Raw genomic sequence first — 26,246 nt, forward strand, 5'->3', positions numbered from 1 at the left:
CACATGTTGCCCTTGGTTATTTTTAAAGCCAATTTTTTCCTGTGAATTAAATCAATGATTTCCATATAAGGTCAATCATGATTGTACTATGTCAAAAGACTAAAATTTTATATGAAATAAATATATACTATTTGCTCAGTTGTTAATTAAAATTGATAATAAAAAGCTGTATGTCGAACCTGATCTGATCTTTATTTCATAATTAATATTTTTTGATTTAACAAGAACTTGGCATTTGTGATCAACCATTTTTAGCTTAAATTTAATCAATTAGATTATATCGCTGTCTAAATTTGATTCATAAAAAATATCTTTACACCCAAATTTGTTTCTGATAACAATAACTCGCTGCTTTTTAGCAAAGAGATGTAATGGATTTACCTTATCTTTACGAAGGAGTTAGTTATGCCAAACGATAAAATGGATATCGATGAAGGTTCTAAGGATAAAAGCGACCTGAAAAAAAGCAAAAAAGTTCAACAAAGCGGAATAGAAACTTCTCACCCCTACCCAGATTCAAAAACTACCAAAGAATTTACAGCACATGATTTTTCTTTCCTTGCAGAGAATGAGCATTTTCGTTATGCACCAAATAGCGAAAAAATAGGACATGCTGTGATCACTAAGGAAGATGACAAAACTGTTGCGCTGCAATATGAGTTACCACAAGGCGAGAATGAAGAGACACCCAAAGTCCGTCCTTTAATTAATATTGAAGCGATTCAACCTTTTAGAGGAATGCATCGATTTCGTGCACAAACACCCGATGGCCATACTCCTATGTATGGAAAACGTTCCATTTATGGGAAGGTTGGGGAAAAGGAAGATGAAGATCCCATTCAAATCGTTTGTTTTTCTCCTTCTCCTGAAGAAGGTAAGCAACCTTTTTGGGGTTCAATTAAAGAAACACCCTTATTTAGCGATAAGCTTAAAAAATCAGCTAAAAAAGAATTAGAGAAAGAATTGGCCGAAATAGGTCAGGTCACAAAAGGTGGGTCTGAATTAGAGATTGATCATGACTCTGTCCCACAACGTGATCTCATTAAAACAAGAACTCCTGACCAGAATACGGTTATGGGGGAGTCAGCTCGTGATGCTTATGAACACTTTTTTGAAAAAATGAGTGATGAACTTCATCCGGATATGAAAGCACGTCTAAAGCGCGCTTTTGAGGCTGACATTAAGGATAATTTTTTCAAAAATAGTTATCGTCCTGAGTGGTTGCATCTTTATGGTTGGTCCTTAATGCCAATGGATCAGGACCCGCAAAAAAAAGAGAATTTAGGTGCCGCGCCAAAATGGGCGAATACTCAGATGATGATTTTAGAGCGAACTGTCAAATGGTTTGCTATAAACGCCCCAGAATCATTATTAACCATTAAACCTAAATTTGAGATGTTACTTGATTCAGAATTGGTTAAGCATATTGATTTTAGTGTACGAATTAAAATAAAAGAACGCTATGTAGAGTTGATGCAAAAAATCGATCCGTTTTTAACCTACCCATTATTTGCGAAAGCATCGGATTTAGCTCAAGGAACTGCAATAACTTACAATATTCTGAATAAGATTGAGCCTGTGAGTAAGCAGGTAGTGAAAGGCAACAAATCCAAGGGTGATGAAGGCCTTGCGATTGTTTCATCCAAAGAAACAGGATCTATCTTAACAAAAACACAAGTAGCTAAGAGTCATACTGAAACCACTTCAATTTCTCACCAAGACACTTCTCTTACCAAGACAGTTGGTGGGAAAAGAAAACGTGATATTGAGATGGAAGATGAATCGGTAATAGCTCGGTCAAAACCAAAAGCCGCTTCTTCCCAATCTGATGATTTGAATCGTAAAAGAATACGCGATGAGGATGATGCTGAGCTTGAAATGAGCGCACCAAAATCAAAACGTGCTGCTCATGAAGACCAGGTAATGAAATCCAAGCATAAAACAGCCCCTGACAAATCAAGTTCGTCCAATGGTAAAAAAAGACGAAGAGAAGAGGATAGTGACGATGAGGATATGAGAGAAACTCCAAAAAAACGCATCAAATTCCCTACTCAAAATCAGCATGAACTATCAGTAGTGCAAATTTACTCTGACTTTTTTGTGGCTGATTATGATAATCCTTGGCGAGGTCCAGAGTCATCTTCTTGTTCAGGATCCGGTTTTATAGTTCAAGATCCATCTTCAGGCAAAAAATATATAATGACCAATGCTCATGTTGCGGAGAACACAACATTTTTGCAAGTACGATTAGCAAATAATCGTATTAAAAAATATGAAGCAAAAGTCAAATGCGTTTCATATCAGTGTGATTTAGCCTTATTAGAGGTTGAAGATCCTGAGTTTAATGATCTTGTCGAACCTGTTGAATTGGGTGAAATGGTGAGTTTGCGAGATCGAATTATGGTTGTTGGTTTTCCCATGGGGGGAACTGAAATATCCCTTTCAAAAGGAATTGTCTCGCGTATTCAAGTTGATGGTTATTCTATGAGTGGCCAAAATTTATTGCAAGCTCAAGTTGATGCAGCAGTTAACCCCGGAAATAGTGGTGGACCAGTATTTATAGGCGAAAAGGTCGTTGGGGTTGCTTTCCAGGGATATGGTGGACATCAAGGATTAAGTTATATCATCCCTATTCCAATTATGCAGCATTTCCTAACAGAGGCATTAAGTGGTAAGCCATATCGTGGATTCCCTAGCATTCCAATTGTTACAGAAGAAATTGAAAACCCAAGTGAACGTGAATTTTATAAAATGGGTAAAAAATCGGGTATTCGCGTTTTAAAAGTGGATAATTTATCGGATGCATACACCAAATTAAAACCAGACGATATCATACTGGCTATTGATGGATTACCCATATCAAATGAAGGAACTGTAGATATTCCAGGGATCGGAAATTGCATCGATTATTTTCATGTGACTCAGTCTAAATTCATCGGCGATAGCGTTAGACTCAACATTTTACGTAGGAAGCCTGATACTGATGCTGTTGAGGAACTGGAGGTAGATGTTATTTTAGATACGATCTTGGGTGATACAGAAAAAGTATCAGTCCCTGAACACGACAAAATGCCGACCTATTACATTAACTCGGGAATTTGTTTTGTTCCACTGACCCGTAATTACATGGAAGGAAATGGGTGTGATTTCGAAGAAATGCATTTAGTTGAAGAAAATTGCTCCTTACCTGATGCGCCTAAGAAAAAACCCAATGAGCAAATTGTTGTGATTAATACCATCCTCAATTGTAAGGAAACTCAAGGTTATGAGAAGCATATTCGTGGAATTGTTAAAGAAGTTAATGGCCAACCAATTAACAATATTCACGATGTTGTTCGTGCCATGGAAGGGAATAAAGAAAAAAGGCATGTGATTTCTCTGGCTTCAAAGTCAAAAATTGTTATTCCTAATATGTCAGCCGAAGAACACGCCAAGTTATTAAAACGTAATCACATTGCTCACGATCGGTCCGCGGATTTATCAGATAAGATGCTTGTTGATGAAGAACTGGAAGTTTTTTCTCATATCCCTGCGCCAAAAAAATCAGAATTATATGTAGAAGAAATGGAATTAACCCAATCAGGAATGCATGCTCTCTTTGCCCGTATGGGGTATTCAGAAATGGTTAGTGCTTCTATCTATAATGGAAATTTAACGCTTAATTTAGATGCACTGAACCATCAAGGTTTTATGCCTGTATTAACCGATGTGGGAGAAAGCAAAGTTTCTGGCCATTGGATTATGTTAATTCGCGGTCGTGATAATCAATACTTCATTTTTGATCCAATAGGTCAAGCATCAGGAAATAAATATGTTACCAGTTTAGCGAGTCAATTACCCACAGTAGCTACTCTTTCGGTTATTCCTAACGCTGAGGGATTCAACCGAGGTTTATGTGGATATTGGGTTGCATCAACAGGTATAAGGGCTTATGCGGCATTAAATCAAGCAACTCCACCAAGTTTAGCAACACTCGGACAAATCATCTCTTATGAGATGCAGGCAGAGTTAGCAAATAATGGATTCATGAAAATTATCACTTGGTTGCAGTCTGTGGCTGAAAAATTTTCTGGATCTCCTGCAAAGAAACCAATTGATGCTCGAGAATTAAGGCTAGCAAGTGAGGCGCCACTTAAAAGTCATCCAGAAATTGTTTGTCCAATCCCTATAAGACCAAGTTCTTCAAGTTTTTTCAATCAACTTCCTAAAGAAACCGAAGAAAAGATTGCAAAGCCTAAAAGAAGGCGGCTTATTATTGAATCAGATGAAGAAGAAGGAGCTTCTATATTTTCAGGTAAAGAAAACGAAGATGTGGGTTTAACAAAGGATATGTTGCCTGGTTTAAAACGCTGGCAGCAAAAAATTGTGGAAATGGAAGAGAAGTATAAGGATCTACCTGAGAATGAAGAAGATGATGAGTATTATGCTAATTCCTCAGATAATTCAGAAGGTTCCGATGAAGAAGAAATCGAATCCGAGGATCGTAGTGAGGACTTAGAGGAAGAGGATTCAGAGACGGAAGAAGAATCGATTGATGTGAAACCGAAGAATAAAGCTTCTAAAAAAGCACAACATCATAATCCTAGGTTAGAACGACATGGATTTTTCAAACGGCCAGCCGAGGATGACGAAAGGGAGCATCAACATAATACAAAACGAGCCCGCTACAAATAATCAATTTTCTCTATTGCGCCGGGGGTATTAGACCCGGCGATTTCTATTCCGTAATGATGTAGTTGTATTGCTGTAGTTGTATTATAAGGAGATAATGATGTTGCAAAAAATTGAGGAAATTAAAAAATTTCGTGAAGCGTTAAAAGACATTCATTTTGATACTTGGTTGGTTTTAGATCTAGATAATACCGTCATGACACCTCGGATTGCATTTGGAGGTGATGCATGGTTTGAGGGATTGTTCTCTCACGTCAAACAAAAAGAGATTAATCAGGACATTGCTAAGCCTTCGCTGATGTCGGTTTATAATACGGCACAGCATTTTGTTCGAACAACCGCAGTAGAACCCAATATAGTTCGCCTCATTAAAGCACTACAAGATATTGGTGTACCCATTATTGGATTAACTGCACGCGGATATACGATTCGACACCAGACATTGAGACAACTTTCTGATATGGGGGTCGATTTTTCGCGTAACAGCATTGTACCTAATGATGGATCATCATGTCAGGGTGGTGTCATTTTTTGTGCTGGGGGTGATAAAGGGGAAAATTTAAGCGCGTTTTTTGAGCGATTAGGGCGCACTCCTCGCCATGTTGCGATGCTTGACGATAAGAAAAAGCATTTAGAACGTGTGATGATTGCCTTAAAGCCATTAGGAATTCATTTTAGTGGATTTCGTTATGGCTATCTTGATGATGAGGTGAAGCATTTTAGTATGGAAACAGCCAACCTTCAATTGGCACACTTATGGGAATGGCTATCTGCTACGGTACAAGAAGATGTTAAAAAATTAAAACTTATTTCCGAAGAGCTTATTGGTACTCTAAGTCCACTGGTTTATTCAGAGAGTTTTTTTCATCCCGCTCATCCCTTACATCCTATATCAAAACTTCATTCAGATGAGAAGAAACCTAAATTACTGAAACGTACGCTCAGTGTATCTTCATTTTTTTCTGGAGAAAAGCTATCGCTTACACCATCCACAAAATGTAAGAAATTTAGGAACTTAGAAATCGACACAGGCGATTGTGAATCAAGCTACGAGCCACCACCGACATCAATTCATCCCCATCGAATTGACAGAAGAGGTACAGTTGGATTTTTCACTATGGTTTCATCTGAAGGTGTTGAGCAAAAGGGTACTGGTAATGGGCTTAGCTATTTCTGTAATTGAATATCAAACTAGCGTCTTAGTCCCAGCCATTTTCAAACTTGGTTAAACTGGCTGGATTTATCATCTTAATCAACCAGTTTATATTCTTGACTTGGGATGTTTAATCTAGTTAACTTTATGATTGATTTTTTATCATTTTAAAGAGAGTGATTATGTTAAAGGACTGGCAGGTAAAATTTCCAAAAAGTTTTGAACAATTTCCAAATCTTTTTACTGAGTTAGATTTTGAAGAGCAGGAATATTTGTCTCAACTATTACATTTAATAAATAATGCAGGTACAGGATTACTTGATGAAGAAACAGTAAGCCGTATCTTTGATAACTCCTCTCATGTATCTGAATTAACTGCCCTCATTAGTTTGATCAGTAATCTTAAATGTTTGAACAAATCCATGCTCAATTATTTGATCACAAATCACTATCTACCTGACTTGCAAGAAAGTATTGATACTCTTTCCAGCCAAACTTCTCTCTCTACCGATGTGGTAACGTTTTTATTTTCCACCAAAATTCCCCTGGATTGTGTAGAGTTTATGATGCGTGCACTAAAAAACGGAGTAGATTTAACCAGTATTGTAAATTATTTATCGCAACATGTTGATTTAGCGGGTTTGAATCGTGCAATAACCCTATTTGATCTTAGTAGCTTTAGCTATAAACAAGAACATTTTTCAAAGTTTAGTATCCTATCAAGCGTACTCGCAAATCCCTTATGCCAAACTATATTTGATGCCAGATTGCGAGGATTTTCTGATTACTCTGAGCTTTCAGAGCCATTACGATCTATTGATGCTAATGAAATTATTAATCAACTTGTTGATTTGGTCGATGAAGAAACCAAAGCACAAATCTTTTTTGATTTTTTTGCACCATTTCGCCCTTTTCCTCCTAGCCAAAAATACATTGTTGATGTCGATATTGTTGATAAAGTAGCTAGAGTACTGCAAGGTCCAGAAATGAAATCAACATTACGAATGAAAAATGGTATTAGGGTTGTTTTTGATAAAATCAAATATGAGATTGCTAGCAGCATAGAATCAGAAGACTTATATTCTACACGGAATTATAAAGACCTTATGAATGAAATTTGGTCGACACTTAACCAACTGCATAAAGGTTATGGATATCAAGGTTTTTTTGCAGAAGAATTGAGACAACAATCGTTTTTAACCGATACAGAACCTAAGGATATGATGGATGTTGAAACGCGGAGTCCATCAATATCAGTGTAATGCGTTGCATTACACTAATTCTTCTCGGAACCAGGTGACATGATCATAATTTATTATAAGGAAAGAAAATATGAGCCTCGATATCATCTCATACAAAGATCTGTTCGATACTCATAATGATTCAATCAAAGATAGAATTCAAACTGCATTATGCATGACAGGGATTATTGGGGTAAGAGATGTGCCTCATTTTATCGAAAAATCAAGAGACTATCTTCAAGCCGCACGACATTTTTCTTCATTAGGGATGTCAATTAAAAAGCAATATGCTCCTGAGCGCGATGCTGGTTTGACTGAAGGGTATGAATTAGGTGCAGAACAGTTTTTAGATCAAAACGGCCAATGGCAAAGAGATGATAAAAAAATGTCTTTTTACGCATTTGTCCCTGATCATAAACGAAACAAATGGCCAAACGAGATGGATTTAAAAACACCCTACTTGGCATTGGGTGAACTGATGTTTAATACCGGTAAAAAAATTCTAAATTTTATGGGATTGAATGAATCAATTGGACTCCCACTTAATAATCTAGTGGGTTATGGGCGGATGTTGCATTACTTAGCAGTTGATGAAATACAAAATCCCAATTGGTGCGGCGCTCATCTAGATCATGGAGTGTTAACAGCACTGATGCCTGCTTATTATTTTAGAAATGGAGTAGAAGTTGATGAGCCAGAAAATGCTGGGCTTTATATCATGCCTTCGAATAGTGATCAGTTCGAGAAAATTGATGCCTCAGATAAATCAATTATGTTGTTTCAGGTTGGAGAATTTGCGCAGCTCGCTTCAAATGATACAATCCGTGCCACGAAACATTTAGTTAAGAAAACCACAGGTTCTATAGAGCGTTTCACGTTCGCTTTATTTTTTTCCGCACATGATGATACAGTTATTTATAGCCATTCAGAGTTAACTCAAGATGCTCGATATCTTGGGCATAAATCACCAGATGGGAGTATAAGTTACGGTAAATGGGAAGCTGCTTCTTATGCGCGATATCGAGCACTTTAGACGTACTTCTACGAGAATAATAAGCAAACTCCTGAGAGAATATCCAAAATAAGAGATTGCTGGTTTACAGATATTTTAGAGTATTATGCAAGCTCTTTTATGCGTACCTGTTGGCTGTGGTTGGTTTTATAGCCAGTTTTCCCTGTAAATTAACCCAATGATTTCCATATCAAAATCACCTTGGTATTAATCGCACTTACTGATTGGAAAATGAGATGAAAGTATTGCACGAATCATTTTGATCGTATACATTGCATTTTATATCAAATAAAAACTAAGGGATTAATGTTGTGTCAATTTGTTGGGATTTAATCATAAACAATATTACCCCACAGCAAGCCAATTTCCCTGGTCACCGGCTTCAAATGACTGACTCGGGATTCATCCTTAAAATAATTTTTTTCTTATCAAATCAAAAACTTATCGATTTACTCACTTGTATTACTGAGTATCAGTCCATTACCAGAAAAAAATTCATGAATCTTTCAAATAATAAAATCAAGCCAAGGAGGAAACGCAATAAAAGACTATTAACGTGGTAAGGATTTTAAATTTACAAAAAGGAGTCAATATGTTTAATGTGGATAATAGTGGTAAAGGCAATTGCTTGTATTATGCTTACAGTATTTCATTAATGTATTATTTGCGGGCAAAAAATAATGTCAGGATTACTGAAGATATTTTTAAAAAATTAGGATTAAAGGAAGAAGGTCGAGCTAGTTTACGAAAACTATTATCCAAAGACCATGATAGGGCCTTTACGCGTGAAGAAATAAAAACAATTATAGAACCCATTCTTGGCAGAGCAACCAGAGATTTGGCAGCGGAACATACCAAAATTGAATTCAAATCGTCACCTCATGATACGCCTATATTTTCATCCCTCCATTATGCTGTGGAATTTGGTTTTAAACGCGCTCTACAAATCAATGAATCAGAGTTGGTCTTGTTAATAGACAATGATTTCTCCAATCCTGATTATACTGAGGCTGAGATATACAAGGTCAGTGGTTTGTTAGATGCTCTTCAAGAATATATTTTAACAAGAACGCCTGCTGTTATAGAAGAATTCAATCGTCAATGGGAAAGTAAAAAACAGGAACTCAAAGAGCAAAGCTTAACTGAAAAAGAGATCCAGGTTCATCAGGCGACTATTTTAGATAATATCCTAAGAAAAGAAACGATAGATTTTTTATTAGCTGATAATGAAAAACATCTTGATGAATATAGAGAGCATCTTCGAAGAGAGTTCGTATGGGGTAGTGAAGAAACGCTGATGGTTTTACATCGTGCCATACAAGGTGAACGCATGGTACGTAACCATGAGGGAAGAATTGAGCTTGTCTATGATCATGAAATTATTTTGCATGTTCATAGAAATGGCACAAGTCCGTCCTATGATGCGGGATGTCCGGAAATGATATTAAATAATGAAGGCAATACTCATTGGACTTCTATCATTCCTGATTCGATATTTACATCAAAACTAACCGACAAAGAAGAAAAATTACTCGAACTATTGGATAAGATGCAGTCAGAGTATGGCAGTAAAGAGCTTGGGGTAGAAAAATATTCCTTGATAAGTGATTGGCTTAGCGATTTGATGAAGCAGGTAGAGCTTATTAAAACCAGCGCAACTGCTGTTACGAAACAAAAAGAAATCGAATTATTTTTTCAGCTTCTAGGCAAAGCAACACCTAAATTGGCATCAGAACCCGCCTTGAGGATGTCGCTTGGTACTCTTTTTTCCAATTTTCTCGAATGTATTCCAGCCCTTATGGTTGAAAATAAAATCAGTACAGGGTTAGCTAAATTTGGATTGTATAGTCCTGTAATATCTCAGAAAAAAGAAGATTTGTCCTTGACCAAATCATCTGAGGAGAAAGTTAATCCTGAACAGCCTCAAAAGGGGGTATTAAGTCAATTCTCGAAACATACTCTGCTTAAGGTATCTGAGGATGTAAGCCCCAAACCATACCCTACAGAACTAAACCCGTATGTTCGAAAATACATGCAGTCTGGTCCACGAGTAGCGAGAGCACTCACCCAAATGTACCAAAAAGGACTTGAAGGTGATGAAAGATATACGCCAGAAAAGTGCAAAGGCATTGCTCAGAGATATATAGAGTATTCGAAATCTCATAAACGCAATTTCATTCTTGATGATGTCATCCTCTTTGAGCAGGAAATGGATAAAATCATTAAGCAACAAGAATCAATTAGTGAAAATTCCTCTAAGCGTGTTGCAATGTAAGGGTGCTGTTTTTGCTTGAAGTGTGGGAAAAACAACATCGTCAGATTGATTTTGCTTTCTTATCAAGTGGTGACTTAATTGGTGAGGAAGCAAAATAGTAACCGCAATGATTTTCCATGCTGTTATTAATATTAATATACGCAACTCTCTCCCAATCTTTTTGATTAGGCTGAGCATTTTTATCGACTTTTTGAATAAAAGATTCAAAAAGCTCACTAGCATTTCCTTGTTTAAAAAGGGTTGATTTGTTTAGTTTGGTTTTCATGGCACACCTCATTAAAAGCGAACTCTAAAGGGTGACATTTAATCTTAATGTTTAAATTTTATCCTTTTGCGGTTATCGAAAAATGAGGTGATATGTCGCATAAGCGACATTTCTGTATTTAATTATTTAGGGGCATTGATTTGCTAACCTGTCTTGAGTTATCGAGGTGATAAAATTTCTTTTGTGCAAGGGCAATATCCTATAACAAATGCTAAAAATTATTCATTGATCACAAAATAGAATGATTTGAATCAGAGAAAAATGATGGTTGATGTAAAAAACAAATAACGCATAAACTACAGGATCCTGGGATTCGGCCAATAGAAATTAGTTTTGCAGAGTTATGCTGGTCTTTGAGCATTATGATGCTTAGGTTTTTAAAAAATATTTTAATGGTAAGCACAAGTAATTTATGTCATAAAACGCATTTGTCGACCATTGTGAGTGAATAATCTCATGAAAGAAAAATACATCGGGCTTCATAAGATAGAGTTAAATACGCCATGTCTTGTAATTGATTATCAAAAGCTGAAATATAACTTAAAAAAGATGCAGCAACATGGCTTAAAATGGGATATAGGAATAAGGCCACATTGTAAAACTCATAAATGTTCTCAAATCGCACGTTTACAACTTGAATATGGAGCAATAGGGATTTCTGCCGCCAAACTATCAGAGGCCGAAGTATTGGTATCCAAACAAATTACAAATGTTTTGATTACTTCACCCATTGTATCAGAGGCCAAGTATTCAAGATTATTCAATTGTCTTGAATCAGCACCTGATTTAATGCTAGTTGTGGATAATAAGGATAATATTCACATGCTTAATGAGCTTGGTAAGTTGCTAAACCAGCCAGTTCACGTCTTGCTTGATATAGACTCAGGTATTGGTCGAACAGGCATTCATCCCGAGACAGCACTGGAATACGGGCATTTTATCAATGGCATGCATTGGCTCAAACTCAAAGGAATTCAATGTTATGCAGGCCATTTGCAGCACATTCAAAACTATGAAGAAAGAAGAGCATTTTCTTTACGCATTATGGAAATGGCCAGCAAGATTGTTCAGAGTTTTAGAGATGCTGATCTTCCTTGTGAAATATTAACCGGTACCGGAACTGGTACTTTTGATATTGATGTCGAGGCGAGCGAAGTAACGGAAATTCAACCTGGCTCATATGCTGTAATGGATGTTGAATATGGTGCAATCGGTTCAAAAATTCATCCATCAGGATTTCCTCTATTTAAAAACTCGATGACTCTTTTAACGAGTGTGATAAGCAGTAATCTTAAAGAGCACGCTACTGTTGATGCTGGAACGAAATCGATTTATGTCGATCCTCATCATAAACCCCAGATTATTAGTCATCCAGGACTGGTTTATGACTGGGGTGGATTTGGAGATGAGCATGGCAAGGTATTTTCTTGTGAAGGAGGGGAGCATTTTCTGCAAAATGGTGATGTTTTAGAGCTTATTGTTCCGCATTGTGATCCGACAATAAACCTATATGATAAGTTCTATATTACAGAAAATAATGTAGTTATCGATATTTGGGATATCGACATGCGTGGGAAGTCACAATAATCTATACTATTCAACCAGGCGTTTGAGTTTCATATTTTGGCTAAACAGGAGGAGGTCCACTACGTCGGATTAATCCCATAATAAGAAATATGACAAACATCACCAAAAATAGAAAGAATAATATCTTTGCAATTCCAGCGGCAGCCACTGCAAAGCCGCCAAATCCAAAAGCGGCTGCAATAATTGCAATGATAAAAAAGATAAGTGCCTAACTTAACATAATAGCTTCCTGTCAAGATTATCTTTTTTATTAAATTATAGACAGGACTTACAATAAACCCCAATCTCTTTGTTAAAAAATGCTTTTAATTCGGTTCATTTAGTTTATATAAATTCCCTCATTAAAAGCATTTTTTGCCTCGACCTTGGGGTTTATCGTAAGTCCTGATAGACTAATAATGGTCTACAATTAGACAAAAGACAGTTAATCAGGGAAGAATATGCAAACCACTAAAGCTCACTATAGCAAGATATTCTTTGCCTTATTTCTTTTTTTCTTCGTCAGTTCAAGCGCATTATTTGCCTGCCCGTGTTTTAACATGGGTTTTTTACATGTAGCCTTTTTGGATGACAAGGATACAGAATGTCGCATATATAAAGAAGGAAGTGTCGTTTATAAGATCGAGATTTTTGATAAGGAAAAAATTGCGTCAAGTACCCATACCCAATGTACGCTGAATACTGAGCATCATGATGTGTTTATGAATTATGATTTTCATTACCTCGATGATCATGGGGATTGTATAAGGGAAATTCTGGATGCATGTAACAAGCTGAAAATAAACTCCTTGCATATGGATGATGAGTAAGACAGGGCAAGGTGAAATAGGACAGGTATTGAATGATTGGGATAATAACCCGGATTATAATTAAGATTAATACGGGTTAGGCTTATCAATTTTTAGTTTTAAGTCAATGTAAACTGAGGAGCGACTTCGAGTTCTCTTCTTTTTTCATCGATAATGGGGTTTAATATTTTTAACTCAGAAACAGCTTTTGATCTTTGATTTTTCGACAGCGCAAGATGAGAATTTAATTCATTTAATTTTTTGTATGTCGCATCGATTTCATTTTGTAAACTGTTGCTATTGCTATAGTAGCGATCTAGTGGTGACATCCCAAGAGCATTGAGTGCTAAATAGCGTTCTGCTCCAGTACAAGAATCGCCCATAATCGATGAGCGATTGTTTTCATATTGTTGTTGTTCAATAACGATTTTTTCATAATTTTGAGAAAGCTCTTCCCGTCCTTTTAAAAGTACGGATAGTTTTTCTTCACGAGTGGATATCTCTTGAGTTAGTCTATCAATTGTGTTTTCCAGATTTTCAAAATGAGGCCCATAGGAGAGATTAATTTCTATTAATTGTTCCAGGCTTTTTCCTCGGAAATATTGACGAAGTGTCTCAGGGTTTTTATACGGGAATTTAGACATGTTTTTACCTTTTTGAATCAAAATCAGCATATCTTAACATATGCTTTTTAAGCATATCAAACATATATGCTTCACAATAAGTAAATTGAGAGCTTTTTTCATTGGGCAATAAGTGATGACAAGGTTCATTTTAACTCAATATCAATCAGGAAGAGTATTTTTTACGAGTTTAAAAATACTCTTACTGATTATTGATACTTAGAGATTCTTTAAAATGAAATTGTCTTAAAACTGATTAGCAAAAGAATAGTTGTAATCTTCAGACGATTCTGGTCCGCATAGTGCATCACCGAGTATTGCAATCGGATAAGTCACGAACATACTGGCTACCGCAAGCAACATGGCTATTGAAGACAGGGTAAACGTAAAAGCACATAGAACTGGTAATACTGGAACAACAAAAGTGAGAACTCCGCAGACAATGCTGGCAGCAAGAGCCCTGGATAAACAATCTGCTTCTTCAACCTCTTTCGATTTGACGATGGATAGAAAAGTATTGGTATAGGGGGAAACAGCAAATTTAGTACATCCCCAAAAGAATGAGCCGTATTTTTGACCTAACGAGAGAGTCATTGACATTTTTTACTCCAATTTAACTTAAATTAGGTCAGCAATTATAATTCAAATTCAGATTAAAACCTATAAAAATAAGCATTAAATTACTAAATTTGTTCTATTTTTATCTATTTTTTATAGAATTTTCGATTTTATAGGTAGAACCAGGTACTTTCGAATTAGTATTTATTGAATAATTTAATATTCGAAGAACAATGCCCTAATCCAAATGATCAAGGGGCAGGGCGGTTGTGTCAGAAACATTGCGTAATATAAAGCTGGAGTGAACACTTGCAACGCCATTGATACGGGTTAATTTGCCTAATAAAAAAGCTTGATAAGCGTTTAAATCGGGCACAATTATCTTCAATAAATAATCAGCAGATTGGCCTGTAATCAAGTAGCATTGAATGACTTCCGGAAAAAGTTGTATGGTTTTTTCAAATTGATTCATAACCTCAGGTTGGTGATTGTTTAACCCTACTAAAACAATAACGGTCAATTTTAACCCTACTTTTTCTGGCTCAAGCAGGGCGACCTGTTTCTTGATATAACCATTATCTATTAATAATTTGACTCGGCGCAAACAGGAAGAAGGAGACAAGGCCACAAGGTCAGCTAATTCCTGGTTATTGATTTCGCAATTTGCTTGCAGTATTTCAAGTATTTTTTTATCAGTACGATCGAGCATCATATTTTATGCAATGAAAATGGCATTGATATTTCTTAATATAGAATTATATTCCAAAAAAATCTATTAAATTAGAATTTAAAATCAAAAAAGAGGGTTTTATTTTGTTTTTTGCAATCCAATTTCAAGGGAAGTAAGATAAAATACTTTGTGATAATTATTTGATCTTCATGGTATTTTTATTTGCTTTTCCGAGGGTGATTATGTCTGTTTCACGAGTTACAGCCTGGTTTGTATGGGTCATAGTATCCATATTTTACGCATACCAATATGTTCTGAGAGTTATGCCCAATATTATGCTGGATGATATTACTCAGCAATTTCACATTGATGCCATAATTTTTGGGCAATTTTCCGGTATTTATTACATTGGTTATTCTTTGATGCATTTGCCTATTGGGATTATGCTCGATCGTTTTGGCCCAAGAAAAGTGATGACAGGATGCATCATGTTGACCGTGATAGGTTTACTTCCCATTTTGTTTGCTGAAAATTGGGTGTATCCAGTGATAGGAAGAGCCCTGATTGGTATAGGTTCATCGGCTGCCATTTTAGGAACATTTAAAATAATACGCATGACTTTTAAGGAGAAACATTTTCCAAGGATGTTGAGTTTTTCAGTCATGATAGGACTTGTTGGCGCGGTATATGGTGGCGGCCCTGTAAGTTACATGTGCCAACTTATGGGTTATAAAATGGTGGTGGAAATATTTGTAGGCATAGGAATAGTGCTGGCTGGTATTACCTATTTGATTGTTCCCGATGCACAGCCTTCTCGCCAGGATAGCGTGATTTCTAATATCAGAATGGTTTTTGGTAATAGTAAAGTGATCCTGTTGTGTTGTTTTGCGGGATTGATGTTGGGACCACTGGAAGGTTTTTCTGATGTATGGGGCTCTGGCTTTTTAAAAATGGCATACAATTTGAATACCAACGCGGCGAATTATCTTCCATCAATGATTTATATTGGCATGTGTTTTGGTGCCCCTGTCTTAAGTCTGATTGCAGAAAAAACAGGCTATTATCTTGGAACTATCATCGCATCAGGCGTGGTTATGTTTCTGGTATTTGCTATGCTTGTCGGAGGTGTTCTGACTGTTCCCAGTATAACAATAAGTTTTATCCTGGTTGGTATTTGTTGCTCTTATCAAATTTTGGCTATTTATAAAGTATCCACTTATGTCCCCGATAATCTTGCAGGGTTAACTACTGCAATTGCCAATATGATTATTATGATCTTTGGGTATGGTTTTCATTCTGTAATTGGTTATGTCGTCAATATGTATGGGGGGACACATGTAGCTCGCGCTTTTGTTTATGGAGTTGGGGTGATTCCTTTGACATTAGCTGTTGGCGTGGTGGGTTTTTTGTTTCTGGCCTATCAAGAGAAAAATTTTACCCCGGATGCTTCCTTTGCCTCTCCTGAATTACGATAATTACTGGCATTTCTATCTTGTGGGGTAATTAATATCAAGGGAGGTATAGCTATCATGTATATGTTGTATTTTCATGTTCCAGAAACTCATCTTAACGAAGTAAAAAATGCAGTTTTTGCGGCAGGGGCAGGTTATGTTGATAATTATAACCATTGTGCCTGGCAAACTTTAGGTGAAGGCCAGTTTATGCCTTTACCAGGTAGTCAGGCATTTATTGGAGAAATTAATCAATTGGAAAAAGTGCCTGAATACAAGGTGGAAACGATTTGTGCCAGAGAGAGAATCAAAGATGTGGTTGCAGCTTTAAAAAAAGCTCATCCCTATGAAAGTCCTTCTTATCAAGTGGTACGTATTGAGACAGAGTTCTAAATATTAGAGCGAGAAATTCAGGCAGGTCGAATCACCAGATGGTTGGTCAATTAGTAAGAATTTGTTTCTTCAGGATACTTGTCCAATTGAGTATTCATAGATAATATCTGATGATTGATGAACCAATAGTTCAAATCCATCTTCAATCTACATAAGCTGCTTTTGAACAGATAGGGAAATACTAGTATACATGTTGAAAATCCTTGCTCTCTTAAGTTGTTTGATTCTAAGCTCCTGTCTGGTCGGGCCAAATTTTAAAGAGCCTAAAAAAGATGCGGCCAATTATTGGCTTACTTCAAGCCCTGCAATAAAACAATCCGCTTTTCAAAATGCGAATTGGTGGAAAGTCTTTAATGATCCCACTTTAACTGCATTAATCGATAACGGTTATCACAACAATCTCTCCTTGCAAATGGCAGGAGTACGAGTTTTACAAGCAAGAGCTCAACTTGCTCAATCAGTTGGGGAGCTTTATCCCCAGCAACAAGCTATGGTGGGAGATTATAATTACAATCGAATCGGGGGCAATCAATTACAAGGGCTTCTACCCCCCGATTTTTTAACAGCCAGCCTCGGATTTTCCGCAAGCTGGGAACTTGATTTTTGGGGAAAATACCGAAGAGCGATTCAATCTAATGATGCCCTGTTCCTTGCCTCTCTGGCCGCTTATGATTCCGCATTGGTTACTCTCACGTCAGATATTGCCAGTACTTTTATTAAAATCCGTACCAGCGAAGAATTAATCAAAGTAACAAAAACTAATATCCAGGTGCAGGCGATGAGTCTTAAAATCGCAAAGGATCGTTATTATGGTGGTCAAACCAGTTTACTGGATGTGGAACAAGCGGCAACAGAACTTGCGGAAACTCAATCAAAACTGCCCCAATACGTGAGTGACCTCCAACACCAAAAAGATATTTTGGCTGTATTACTTGGTACCACTCCCGATAAAGTGGATGATTTGCTTAAAAAAAATAAAGGAATACCAAAAGCTTCAGCGGTAGTGGAAGTTGGAATTCCTAAAGAAGTGATAGCGCGAAGGCCGGATGTTTATCAAGCCAGAATGGAGGCTATAGCCCAATCAGCTGCAATTGGCGCCGTGAAGGCTAATCTTTATCCTTCACTTTCATTAGTGGGGACTTTTGTTTTTGCTTCAAATAATATTGGCAATTCTACTATTAGTGATATATTTAACTGGTCTAATCGCAATATAGTCGCAGGCCCGTCACTGGGATGGTCTTTATTAAATTATGGTCAAATCACGAATGCGGTACGAGCTCAAGATGCTGCTTTCCAGCAAGCATTGCTTAACTATCTTAATTTGGTGCTCAAAGTGCAGCAGGAAGTCCAAGATAACATTACGCGCTATGTTGAGGGGCAAAAAACAGTCTCTTCACTTAAAACAGCCAATGCCTCTGCTATAGAATCAACAAGGCTTGCTTTAGTACGATACAAGGAAGGAGAAGCTAATTACACCACTGTATTGAATGCAGAACAGCAACAATTGCGAGTACAAACTTCACTGGTTAATGCCACAGGTGAGTTGGCTTTGTCTCTGGTTGGCTTATACCGCTCACTTGGAGGCGGTTGGCAAATACGAGGCAAGAATGATATTGTTTCAAATCAAATAAAAAGTGAAATGGCTGCCCGTACTAATTGGGGTAGTTTATTGAAGCAGGAAAATCATTTGCCTCCGGATTCTAATGGACAACGAATGAAACAACTATATTTACCAACCTGGTGATGAGAATGAACTCTCAAAATAAACAAAATTTAGTTAAAACCGTAGCAATTGTATTTTTTGGTATTGTCTTTGTTTATTTAGTATATGACCATTTTACAAGAACCCAGGTAGCAACCCCAGCACCACCAGTTGTAATCGTTCAAAAGCCCAAATTAATGAAAATGGGACAGTACGTTACCCAGACAGGCAATACAGTAGCATTTCAATCGGTAGATTTGGTGGCACGGATTGAAGGTTATTTGGATGCCATAAAATTTACTGACGGCGCTTTTGTCAAAAAAAATCAGGAATTATTTATTATTGAACCCGAGCCCTATCTTGAGCAACTGCGTGCTGCTGAAGCCAAGGTAGCAGCTCAAAAAGCAAATTATGCCTATGCTAAATCAGAGTATGCCAGACAGCAACGCATGTATAAACAAAATGCCACGTCTCTTAACAGTGTTGAAAAATGGAAAGCAAAAGTTGAAGAAGCACAGGCGGAAGTAGATAAATCGGAAGCTGATGCCACAAACGCCGCAATTACATATGGTTATACCCATGTTTCAGCTCCTTTCGATGGGCGGATGGGTAGACATTTAGTCGATGTAGGTAATTTGGTTGGGCATGGTGCCGCAACGGATTTGGCTACCATAGAACAAATCGACCCTATTTACGTTTATTTTAATTTAAATGAACTGGATTTAATCAGGATTAGAAATGCAGCGCGCAAGAGAGGATATAAACCAATGGAATTGGTCAAAATCCCTGTTGAAGTGGCTTTACAAGATGAAAAAGGATTTCCTCATAAGGGGACATTGGATTTTGTAAATACTGGCTTAAACGCTTCAACTGGAACCATGGAGTTTCGCGCCTTGTTACCTAACAAGGGATATCCCCTGGTGCCTGGTTTATTTGTGCAAGTCCGGGTACCGATATCTGAACCTTCTCCAAAATTAACAATACCTGACACCTCTGTTCAATACGATCAAATTGGCCCCTATGTCCTTGTGGTTGATAAAGACAATTATGTGCTTACCAAACGCGTGACACTTGGCGGGCTAGAAAATGGGGTAAGGGCTATTACTAAAGGCCTCGATGCTCAAGATAGTGTGATTGTTTCCGGTTTGCAAAATGCGACGCCCAACCATCAGGTTACGCCTAAAACAGGGCAACCAGAGTAAGTATGGCCAAAAAATTGTAAGAATTTAAGACCCTTTATTCAGGGAGCGAAACAACTGAAATGATTTCCAAATTTTTTATTGAAAGACCTGTTCTGGCCAATGTCATTGCCTTATTTATTGTATTTATAGGGATAATAGCGATTGCTGTTTTGCCTGTGTCTCAATACCCTGCCATTGTTCCTCCTACTATCCAGGTTACCACCAGCTATCCTGGTGCAGACGCAAAAACGTTGATTAATACTGTCGCTTTGCCAATTGAGCAACAAGTCAATGGGGTTGAGGACATGCTGTACATGCAATCGACAAGTACTAGTGGAGGCACCTATACTTTAATTGTCACGTTTGCTATAGGCACGGATCTGAACTATGCGCAAGTTCTGGTGCAAAATCGAGTACAAGCGGCGATGGCTCAACTCCCCGAATCAGTACAAAAGCAAGGTGTTGTCGTTCAACAAAAGTCGACTGCTATTCTTCAATTTATTACTTTGACTTCAAAAAATAATGAATACGACGGCGTATTTCTTGACAGCTATGCGACCATCAATATGCAAGATGAATTATCCCGTTTACCCGGAGTAGGGAATGTGGTGGTTTTTGGTTCAGGAAGTTATGCGATGCGTGTTTGGCTCGATCCTAAAAAGATGCTTGCTTTTTCTTTGAACCCAAGTGATGTTTTAAATGCTATCAGCTACCAAAACAAAGAGGTGTCAGCCGGACAACTGGGTGCTCCTCCTACTGTTGGCAAACAAGCCTATCAATTTACAGTGAATGTGCCTGGACAACTCTCTGATCCCAAAGAGTTTGAAAACATTATTATTAAAACGATTGATACCCCACCCGATCAAAATTCCTCTGCCAGTAGCTCTGCTCAGGTAGTACGTATTCGTGATGTAGGGCGAGTTGAGTTGGGATCCGAGAGTTATAATCAGCTCGCTAATCTTAATGGTAAACCTACAGCAGCAATAGGTATCTTTCAACTTCCTGGTGCCAATGCGCTGGATGTTGCGCAAGAAGTTCGTAAAGCCGTGGCGAAAATGGCGAAACAGTTTCCTCCGGGTCTTGAATATTCTATTCCATTTGATACCACCGTTTTCGTCAAAGCTTCAATTGAAGAAGTATATAAAACGCTTTTTGAAGCAGGAATTTTGGTTTTAATAGTGATTGTTGTATTTTTACAAAATTTTCGCGCTTCATTAGTACCCGCGACAACGGTTCCTGTGACTATCATTGGGACATTTTTTGCCATGCTTTTATTGGGCTATAGTATTAATTTGCTGACTTTATTTGCTTTGGTGTTAGCAATTGGAATTGTGGTTGATGATGCCATCGTTATTGTTGAGGGTGTGACTCAACATATTGAAAAAGGCATGTCACCTAAAGAATCAGCCATACTTGCAATGAAAGAATTATTTGGCCCGATTATTGGTATCACTTTGGTATTAATGGCTGTTTTTGTACCGGCCGGTTTTATGCCTGGTTTAACGGGGTCAATGTATGCACAGTTTGCTTTGGTTATTGCTGCAACTGCCTTTATAAGCGCAATTAATGCCATGACGTTAAAGCCGACTCAATGTGCTTTATGGTTAAAGGCTCCTGATACGAGTAAACCAAAGAATATATTCTTTCAGGCCTTTGATCGAATTTATAATCCCATTGAATCGGCTTACGTAAAGTTTATTGATCGGCTTGTACATCGTAGTGGTAAAGTTTGTTTGATTGGAATCATTTTAGTGGCTTGTGCCATTTATGGCTTGACGCGTATTCCAACTGGCTTTATTCCCATGGAAGATCAAGGCTATTTGATGTTAAGTATTCAGCTGCCGGATGGCGCCAGTTTAGGACGTACTGATGAAGTAGTGAGTAGATTAGCTAAAAAAGCATCTGAAGTTGGGGGTGTAGATAATGTGATTGCTATTGATGGTATTTCATTATTGGATAACAATTCTCTGCTTTCTAATGCCGGTGTCATCTATGTTATATTCAAAGATTGGAGTGTCAGAGGAAAATCTGAAAATTTACGAGCTCTTTATACCAAATTCAATGCAATAGCCAAAGAAACCCTTGATGCAAAAGTATTGGTGGTTGTGCCCCCTCCCATTCAAGGTTTAGGAATGTCGGGGGGATTTCAAATGCAAGTTGAATTACAAGACGGTACTTTTGATTACAGGAAATTACAGCAAGCTACTGATCAAATGATCAATACAGGGCGTCAATACCCACAGTTGCAAAATCTTATGACGACATTTCGTGCGAGTGTACCCCAAGTTGCAGCACCTATTAACAGAACCAAAGCCGAATCTTTAGGAGTGCGCGTTGCTGATGCCTTTGATACTTTACAAACTTATTTAGGCTCTTCTTATGTCAATCTGTTCACGAAATTTGGCCAAGTATTTCCAGTCTATGTTCAGGCGGATGCATCCTCGAGGATTAGCAGCGAAGATTTAAGGAATTACTATGTAAGAAATCAATCCGGCTCCATGGTGCCCTTAGGTACTCTTACAGACGTGGGGCCTGCGGTAGGACCCTCAATTATTTCTTTATATAACCTTTATCCATCAAGTAACATAAATGGGGTTGCTGCAAGAGGTTATAGCTCGGGGCAGGGAATCCAGGTTATGGAGGAATTGGCAAAGGAACAATTACCCCCAGGGATATCTTATGAATGGACAAGTACAGCTTACCAGGAAAAGGTGGCTGGTAACCTCAGCTACTTTATTTTTGCCTTGTCTTTGGTTTTGGTTTATTTAATTTTATCTGGCCAGTATGAAAACTGGCTTATTCCATCTGCGATTATTCTGAGTGTTCCTTTGACTTTGGTTGGAACAGTATTAGCTCTTGGCAGTTTGGGTATGGATAATAATATGTACACTCAAATTGGATTGTTACTTCTCATTGCATTGGCTACAAAAAATGCTATTTTGATTGTTGAGGTAGCGCGTGAACAACGTGAAATTCATAATAAATCAGTTCTTGAGGCAGCGGTCATTGGCGCCAAAACACGTTTTCGTCCTATTCTGATGACATCTTTTGCATTTATCATGGGGGTTATGCCCTTGGTTTTTGCAACGGGAGCAGGTGCCAATTCTCGTCGCTCAATTGGTATAGCGGTGAGCAGTGGTATGCTTGCCTCAACTTGCCTTGCAGTTGTTTTTGTGCCTGTTTTTTATGTATTGTTGCAAACCTGGCAGGACAAGAGGAAGGCAAAACATTAATTAATTTAACGTAATTTATGGATAAAGATTACATAAGAACCAGTCGATATCCAGAGGACGTTTGGGCTGAGGAGATGCGTAAGCATCGTCTCGAAGCCTTGGCCAGTTAGCGCTTTGGAGAAAAAGAAATTTGATGATGAATCATGTGGTGAAATTGAAACAACCCACCCTGGTTACCTCGGCTCTCAAGATACTTTTTATGTGGGTACGCTTAAAGGAGTCGGTCGTATTTATCAGCAAATTTTTGTTGATACTTACAGCAAAGTAGCTTTTGCCAAGCTTTATAGGACAAAAATAGCGATTACCTCAGCAGATATACTCTTACCATTCTTTGAGCAATACAACTTGCCTATACTGCGAATTTTAACTGACAGAAGCACGGAATATTGTGGAAAGGTAGAGCACCACGATTATCAGCTTTATTTGGCGATTAATAATATCGACCATACGAAGACAAAAGCAAACTCACCACAAACAAATGAAATTTGTGAGCGTTTCCATAAAACGATTTTACAAGAGTTCTATCAAGTAACATTTCGAAAGAAAATTTACGAATCAATTGATGAATTACAAAAAGATCTGGACGAATGGATGGATTACTATAATAATGAACGAACGCATCAAGGTAAAATGTATTGTGGACGTACTCCAATGCAAACTTTGATAGAGGATAAATAAATCTGTATGGAAAAAATTTATAAACTAAATTTGACCTGACAGACACTTCTTGAAAAACCAGTAACTGTCATATCAAGTTTGAACTACTACACATAAGCTTAATGAGATTTTTCTTATTTCTGCTAACAATTGGATTTTATGCAATTCCTTACTATTTAATTAAGACAAGATTTTATTATTCATCCAGGGAATTATGGTGGAAGTTTAAACTCAATATCAGATATGATTACGCTTTGAATTGACAAAAACAAGACAAAAAACGATACTTTTGCTTTTATAAAGAAAGCAAATTTTTTTAAAACGGTCAATAATATCTTATTGATTAAATGATGTTCAAATGGTATAATTTTTAATTAAACTGCTGAACTTAACTTATTTCATATGAAGTGTGAATCATGCCTGAAGAGACGAGCACAAATTTACCAAAATCACTCAGCCATTTTCTTATTCAATCTGATTTGGATTATAAAAACTCATTGAGTTCGATTCCTTTATTTGACGTTAAGCGAACTATTTTCTGGGATGACAACCTTAGAAAAATGTTTGCATCAACTTTTTATCATTTAAGAGGGCATTTTATAAATTTTTTGTGGTACGTTGCCAACTTTGCTGATAACGAAGCTTCAAAACAAATTATTATTCAAAATATTTATGAAGAAATTGGAATTGGCAATCGCTTTTCCCATGAAAAGCTTTATGAACGTTTTGCAAAAGAATGCGGTGTTGATATTCATGATGAAATAGTGAATGAAACCAACTATATTCCTTTTGCCAAAGAATTTAATAAAGCTCATTTATCCTGGTTGGCGCAACATGATCCTAAAGATCATTTGTGTGCTTTTGCGGCTTATGAGCGCTTGGATAATCTTGATTATCCTTTTCTTGTTGAACTTGCCAAATCGATGAAAATATCTCAACATGGCATGACCTTCTTTAATGTACATACCCACGTTGATCATTTTGATACCACGCTACAATTGATTGTGCCCATATGGGAAGAATCACCTCAGCGTCTGATCGAATCATTTCATTTTATTCAAACTCATCAGTTAGGGATGTGGGAACAGTTTTCCAATGTCTTATTTAATTGATATTTTTTAACATAAGAAATCTTGGGATTTCTTATGTTAAATAGGAACTAATCAATTTTGGGGAATTTTAAAGTGAAATGAGCGAATTCATTTTTTTTCCCTTTACAGGAAATATCACCACCTGCTGCTTGCATCAGAAGTTTACAATAGGCCAAGCCTAAACCAGTTCCTTCTTTTCTGCCAGAATAGAAGAAATCAAATATTTTTTCATATTCTTTATGATTTAAACCTTTGGCTGTATCTTTTATATGGAGGTAATTAAAATTCTCTTTCTCCCATCCTTGTTCTAGCCAGATAGAGATTTCGCCTTTATGGGTTTCCTCAATATATTCCAGGCTATTTTTTAGCAAATTCCACATCATATTTTTAAAACCCACTTCATCAATCCATATGGAAAAATCATTTTTATCATTTAAATGAATCAATGATTTTTGATTTTCTTTGAAAGGGTATTCTTCTAAAGACGCTTTGAGCAATTTTTTGATGGAATAAATCGAAAATGTACTGGTATCTAATTTGTCTCGTTGAATATTATTTAATTGCATACGAATTAATTGATTACTCATTTCTATGCCGCGAGTAATTTTGCTTAAATTTTCCTTCAGGTCCTTTTGAACTTCTGGGTTATTTAATCTTTCAACAATCAATTCCTGTAATTCGGCTTGTAAATAAATACTGGCAAGTGGCGTTCTTAAATCATGAGCGATACTTCCAGCCAGCATGCGCATACCCGATAAACGTCCGGCATAGGTAATTTCTCTATCTCTTGCAAACAAGGCACCAATGATTATTGCTGCAATAAACGTAACAATTAAACTAAAAAGTGATATGGTTCCTGGGTTATAGACAAACTGATTATTTGATAAAATATAAAAATGAAAAAAAGCAAGTCCAACACCTGATATAAGTAATATAAGAGCCCCCAATACACTGGAAACTAATAAAAGAAAAAAGATAGCGGATACGCAATTCATTAGCCAAAGAGTCGAGCCATTGTTTATGAGAGTCAAATAAGCAAAAAAGTAAGGCAAACAAAAGAGAAGAACTATATACCAAAAAACAGGTAGAAATTTTAATAATTGTCTTGGCCAAAATTGATTAAATGCCAAACAGGCACAGAGGAGGGCTGCAGTGATGCGTAAAATAAATTCTTCTGTCAGTTGAAAATGCTCCAGTTTCCAGAAAACTCCGAAAAGAGGGTAATTAATCATCATGACGATGCCAAATAAAGTGATTTGGTGGCTTGCATCTTCAGTTTCTTTTAATAAATATTGGTAAATTGCAGTAAATATATTTTTTAACCTTTGCATGATTCCTTAATTATCTGAGAAAAAATTTTGAGATTGTTTGGGTATTAATCTTATTAGTCCTGAACATTGAACAGTTAGTGTAGGATTAGAAATACTTATAAATTATGAGTATTTCAATGGTGAACTCTGAATCGATGCTACCAATTTGAGTTATGATTTCTACGGTTTCTTGGACTTAATTTAAATAATATTGCTCCCAATTAAAACAAATACCAAGGATACCATAATCCCTGTTTTTTAATACTAATATTACTTTTCCATAAGTAAAAACTCATATTATTGCGCTTTAATTTAATATGAATTGTCCTATGCAAAATACAGCGACCTTGAAGCTAATGTTGATTATTTTTAGCATCATAATACA

19 protein-coding genes and 1 pseudogene are annotated in these 26,246 nt (G+C 36.9%); 14 read left to right on the forward strand and 6 right to left on the reverse strand.

Annotated elements, in window-relative coordinates; genetic code table 11:
- The first annotated feature begins 405 nt into the window (after positions 1-405).
- The 5 genes from OQI99_RS14490 (at position 406) to OQI99_RS14510 (ending at position 10,352) form a co-directional block, all read left to right on the forward strand.
- Positions 406-4,674, forward strand: coding sequence for a PDZ domain-containing protein (locus OQI99_RS14490; protein WP_265732239.1), 4,269 nt, complete (start codon positions 406-408; stop codon positions 4,672-4,674).
- 97 nt (positions 4,675-4,771) lie between these two features.
- Entirely contained in the window at positions 4,772-5,854 is a 1,083-nt protein-coding gene (locus tag OQI99_RS14495; protein ID WP_265732240.1) for a DUF2608 domain-containing protein, read from the forward strand.
- A gap of 152 nt (positions 5,855-6,006) precedes the next feature.
- Complete coding sequence (locus tag OQI99_RS14500) at positions 6,007-7,086, forward strand: hypothetical protein (RefSeq protein WP_265732377.1); 1,080 nt, start codon at positions 6,007-6,009, stop codon at positions 7,084-7,086.
- Positions 7,087-7,156: 70 nt separating this feature from the next.
- Positions 7,157-8,098 carry a hypothetical protein gene (locus OQI99_RS14505; protein ID WP_265732241.1) on the forward strand — a complete coding sequence of 314 codons (942 nt, stop codon included), beginning with the start codon at positions 7,157-7,159 and terminating at the stop codon, positions 8,096-8,098.
- A gap of 535 nt (positions 8,099-8,633) precedes the next feature.
- Positions 8,634-10,352, forward strand: a complete 1,719-nt coding sequence (locus OQI99_RS14510; RefSeq protein WP_265732242.1) for a hypothetical protein — start codon at positions 8,634-8,636, stop codon at positions 10,350-10,352.
- 40 nt (positions 10,353-10,392) lie between these two features.
- On the opposite strand, the gene OQI99_RS14515 is transcribed toward OQI99_RS14510, so the two are convergent.
- A complete protein-coding gene (locus tag OQI99_RS14515; protein ID WP_265732243.1) occupies positions 10,393-10,617 on the reverse strand; it encodes a hypothetical protein in 225 nt (74 codons plus the stop codon).
- Positions 10,618-11,073: 456 nt separating this feature from the next.
- On the opposite strand from OQI99_RS14515, the gene OQI99_RS14520 reads away from it, so the two are divergent.
- Positions 11,074-12,204 (forward strand): DSD1 family PLP-dependent enzyme, encoded by a 1,131-nt coding sequence (locus OQI99_RS14520; protein WP_265732244.1) that lies wholly within the window; start codon positions 11,074-11,076, stop codon positions 12,202-12,204.
- Between the two features lie 40 nt (positions 12,205-12,244).
- On the opposite strand, the gene OQI99_RS14525 is transcribed toward OQI99_RS14520, so the two are convergent.
- Complete coding sequence (locus tag OQI99_RS14525; RefSeq protein WP_265732378.1) at positions 12,245-12,406, reverse strand: DUF1328 family protein; 162 nt, start codon at positions 12,404-12,406, stop codon at positions 12,245-12,247.
- 238 nt (positions 12,407-12,644) lie between these two features.
- Here OQI99_RS14525 and OQI99_RS14530 point away from each other — a divergent pair, with 238 nt between their 5' ends.
- A complete protein-coding gene (locus OQI99_RS14530; RefSeq protein WP_265732245.1) occupies positions 12,645-13,013 on the forward strand; it encodes a hypothetical protein in 369 nt (122 codons plus the stop codon).
- 98 nt (positions 13,014-13,111) lie between these two features.
- Here the strand turns inward: OQI99_RS14530 and OQI99_RS14535 are convergent, their stop codons facing one another.
- The 3 genes from OQI99_RS14535 to OQI99_RS14545 form a co-directional block, all read right to left on the reverse strand.
- A complete protein-coding gene (locus OQI99_RS14535; RefSeq protein WP_265732246.1) occupies positions 13,112-13,636 on the reverse strand; it encodes a hypothetical protein in 525 nt (174 codons plus the stop codon).
- 225 nt (positions 13,637-13,861) lie between these two features.
- Positions 13,862-14,215, reverse strand: a complete 354-nt coding sequence (locus tag OQI99_RS14540) for a hypothetical protein (protein ID WP_061513350.1) — start codon at positions 14,213-14,215, stop codon at positions 13,862-13,864.
- Between the two features lie 196 nt (positions 14,216-14,411).
- Complete coding sequence (locus tag OQI99_RS14545; RefSeq protein ID WP_011216399.1) at positions 14,412-14,885, reverse strand: Lrp/AsnC family transcriptional regulator; 474 nt, start codon at positions 14,883-14,885, stop codon at positions 14,412-14,414.
- Positions 14,886-15,085: 200 nt separating this feature from the next.
- On the opposite strand from OQI99_RS14545, the gene OQI99_RS14550 reads away from it, so the two are divergent.
- From OQI99_RS14550 to OQI99_RS14580, 7 genes and pseudogenes are all read left to right on the forward strand, one after another.
- The gene (locus OQI99_RS14550) at positions 15,086-16,318 is read left to right on the forward strand and encodes an MFS transporter (protein WP_265732247.1); all 1,233 of its coding nucleotides are present in this window, start codon (positions 15,086-15,088) and stop codon (positions 16,316-16,318) included.
- 54 nt (positions 16,319-16,372) lie between these two features.
- Entirely contained in the window at positions 16,373-16,687 is a 315-nt protein-coding gene (locus OQI99_RS14555) for a hypothetical protein (RefSeq protein ID WP_061513347.1), read from the forward strand.
- A 190-nt stretch (positions 16,688-16,877) separates the two neighbouring features.
- Positions 16,878-18,431, forward strand: a complete 1,554-nt coding sequence (locus OQI99_RS14560; RefSeq protein ID WP_061513346.1) for an efflux transporter outer membrane subunit — start codon at positions 16,878-16,880, stop codon at positions 18,429-18,431.
- A 5-nt stretch (positions 18,432-18,436) separates the two neighbouring features.
- Positions 18,437-19,591: an efflux RND transporter periplasmic adaptor subunit gene (locus OQI99_RS14565; RefSeq protein WP_061513345.1), complete on the forward strand. Its 1,155-nt coding sequence runs from the start codon at positions 18,437-18,439 to the stop codon at positions 19,589-19,591.
- 59 nt (positions 19,592-19,650) lie between these two features.
- Positions 19,651-22,803, forward strand: coding sequence for an efflux RND transporter permease subunit (locus tag OQI99_RS14570; RefSeq protein ID WP_061513344.1), 3,153 nt, complete (start codon positions 19,651-19,653; stop codon positions 22,801-22,803).
- Positions 22,804-22,908: 105 nt separating this feature from the next.
- Positions 22,909-23,481: pseudogene (locus OQI99_RS14575) on the forward strand (integrase core domain-containing protein); the annotation flags it as partial.
- Between the two features lie 395 nt (positions 23,482-23,876).
- Positions 23,877-24,572: an iron-containing redox enzyme family protein gene (locus OQI99_RS14580; RefSeq protein ID WP_265732248.1), complete on the forward strand. Its 696-nt coding sequence runs from the start codon at positions 23,877-23,879 to the stop codon at positions 24,570-24,572.
- 47 nt (positions 24,573-24,619) lie between these two features.
- Here the strand turns inward: OQI99_RS14580 and OQI99_RS14585 are convergent, their stop codons facing one another.
- Positions 24,620-25,882 (reverse strand): sensor histidine kinase, encoded by a 1,263-nt coding sequence (locus OQI99_RS14585; protein ID WP_265732249.1) that lies wholly within the window; start codon positions 25,880-25,882, stop codon positions 24,620-24,622.
- Positions 25,883-26,246 lie beyond the last annotated feature (364 nt).

It is taken from the genome of Legionella sp. PATHC039 (assembly GCF_026191275.1).
Taxonomy (GTDB): Bacteria; Pseudomonadota; Gammaproteobacteria; order Legionellales; family Legionellaceae; genus Legionella; species Legionella pneumophila.

Excerpts from the sequence above, each read along its gene's own strand:
- OQI99_RS14585 (WP_265732249.1), bottom strand. The coding sequence starts at position 25,882 with ATGCAAAGGTTAAAAAATATATTTACTGCAATTTACCAATATTTATTA.
- OQI99_RS14540 (WP_061513350.1), bottom strand. The coding sequence starts at position 14,215 with ATGTCAATGACTCTCTCGTTAGGTCAAAAATACGGCTCATTCTTTTGG.
- OQI99_RS14500 (WP_265732377.1), top strand. The coding sequence starts at position 6,007 with ATGTTAAAGGACTGGCAGGTAAAATTTCCAAAAAGTTTTGAACAATTT.
- OQI99_RS14495 (WP_265732240.1), top strand. The coding sequence starts at position 4,772 with ATGTTGCAAAAAATTGAGGAAATTAAAAAATTTCGTGAAGCGTTAAAA.
- OQI99_RS14545 (WP_011216399.1), bottom strand. The coding sequence starts at position 14,885 with ATGATGCTCGATCGTACTGATAAAAAAATACTTGAAATACTGCAAGCA.
- OQI99_RS14560 (WP_061513346.1), top strand. The coding sequence starts at position 16,878 with ATGTTGAAAATCCTTGCTCTCTTAAGTTGTTTGATTCTAAGCTCCTGT.
- OQI99_RS14535 (WP_265732246.1), bottom strand. The coding sequence starts at position 13,636 with ATGTCTAAATTCCCGTATAAAAACCCTGAGACACTTCGTCAATATTTC.
- OQI99_RS14565 (WP_061513345.1), top strand. The coding sequence starts at position 18,437 with ATGAACTCTCAAAATAAACAAAATTTAGTTAAAACCGTAGCAATTGTA.
- OQI99_RS14505 (WP_265732241.1), top strand. The coding sequence starts at position 7,157 with ATGAGCCTCGATATCATCTCATACAAAGATCTGTTCGATACTCATAAT.
- OQI99_RS14520 (WP_265732244.1), top strand. The coding sequence starts at position 11,074 with ATGAAAGAAAAATACATCGGGCTTCATAAGATAGAGTTAAATACGCCA.
- OQI99_RS14490 (WP_265732239.1), top strand. The coding sequence starts at position 406 with ATGCCAAACGATAAAATGGATATCGATGAAGGTTCTAAGGATAAAAGC.
- OQI99_RS14555 (WP_061513347.1), top strand. The coding sequence starts at position 16,373 with ATGTATATGTTGTATTTTCATGTTCCAGAAACTCATCTTAACGAAGTA.
- OQI99_RS14550 (WP_265732247.1), top strand. The coding sequence starts at position 15,086 with ATGTCTGTTTCACGAGTTACAGCCTGGTTTGTATGGGTCATAGTATCC.
- OQI99_RS14515 (WP_265732243.1), bottom strand. The coding sequence starts at position 10,617 with ATGAAAACCAAACTAAACAAATCAACCCTTTTTAAACAAGGAAATGCT.
- OQI99_RS14570 (WP_061513344.1), top strand. The coding sequence starts at position 19,651 with ATGATTTCCAAATTTTTTATTGAAAGACCTGTTCTGGCCAATGTCATT.
- OQI99_RS14580 (WP_265732248.1), top strand. The coding sequence starts at position 23,877 with ATGCCTGAAGAGACGAGCACAAATTTACCAAAATCACTCAGCCATTTT.
- OQI99_RS14530 (WP_265732245.1), top strand. The coding sequence starts at position 12,645 with ATGCAAACCACTAAAGCTCACTATAGCAAGATATTCTTTGCCTTATTT.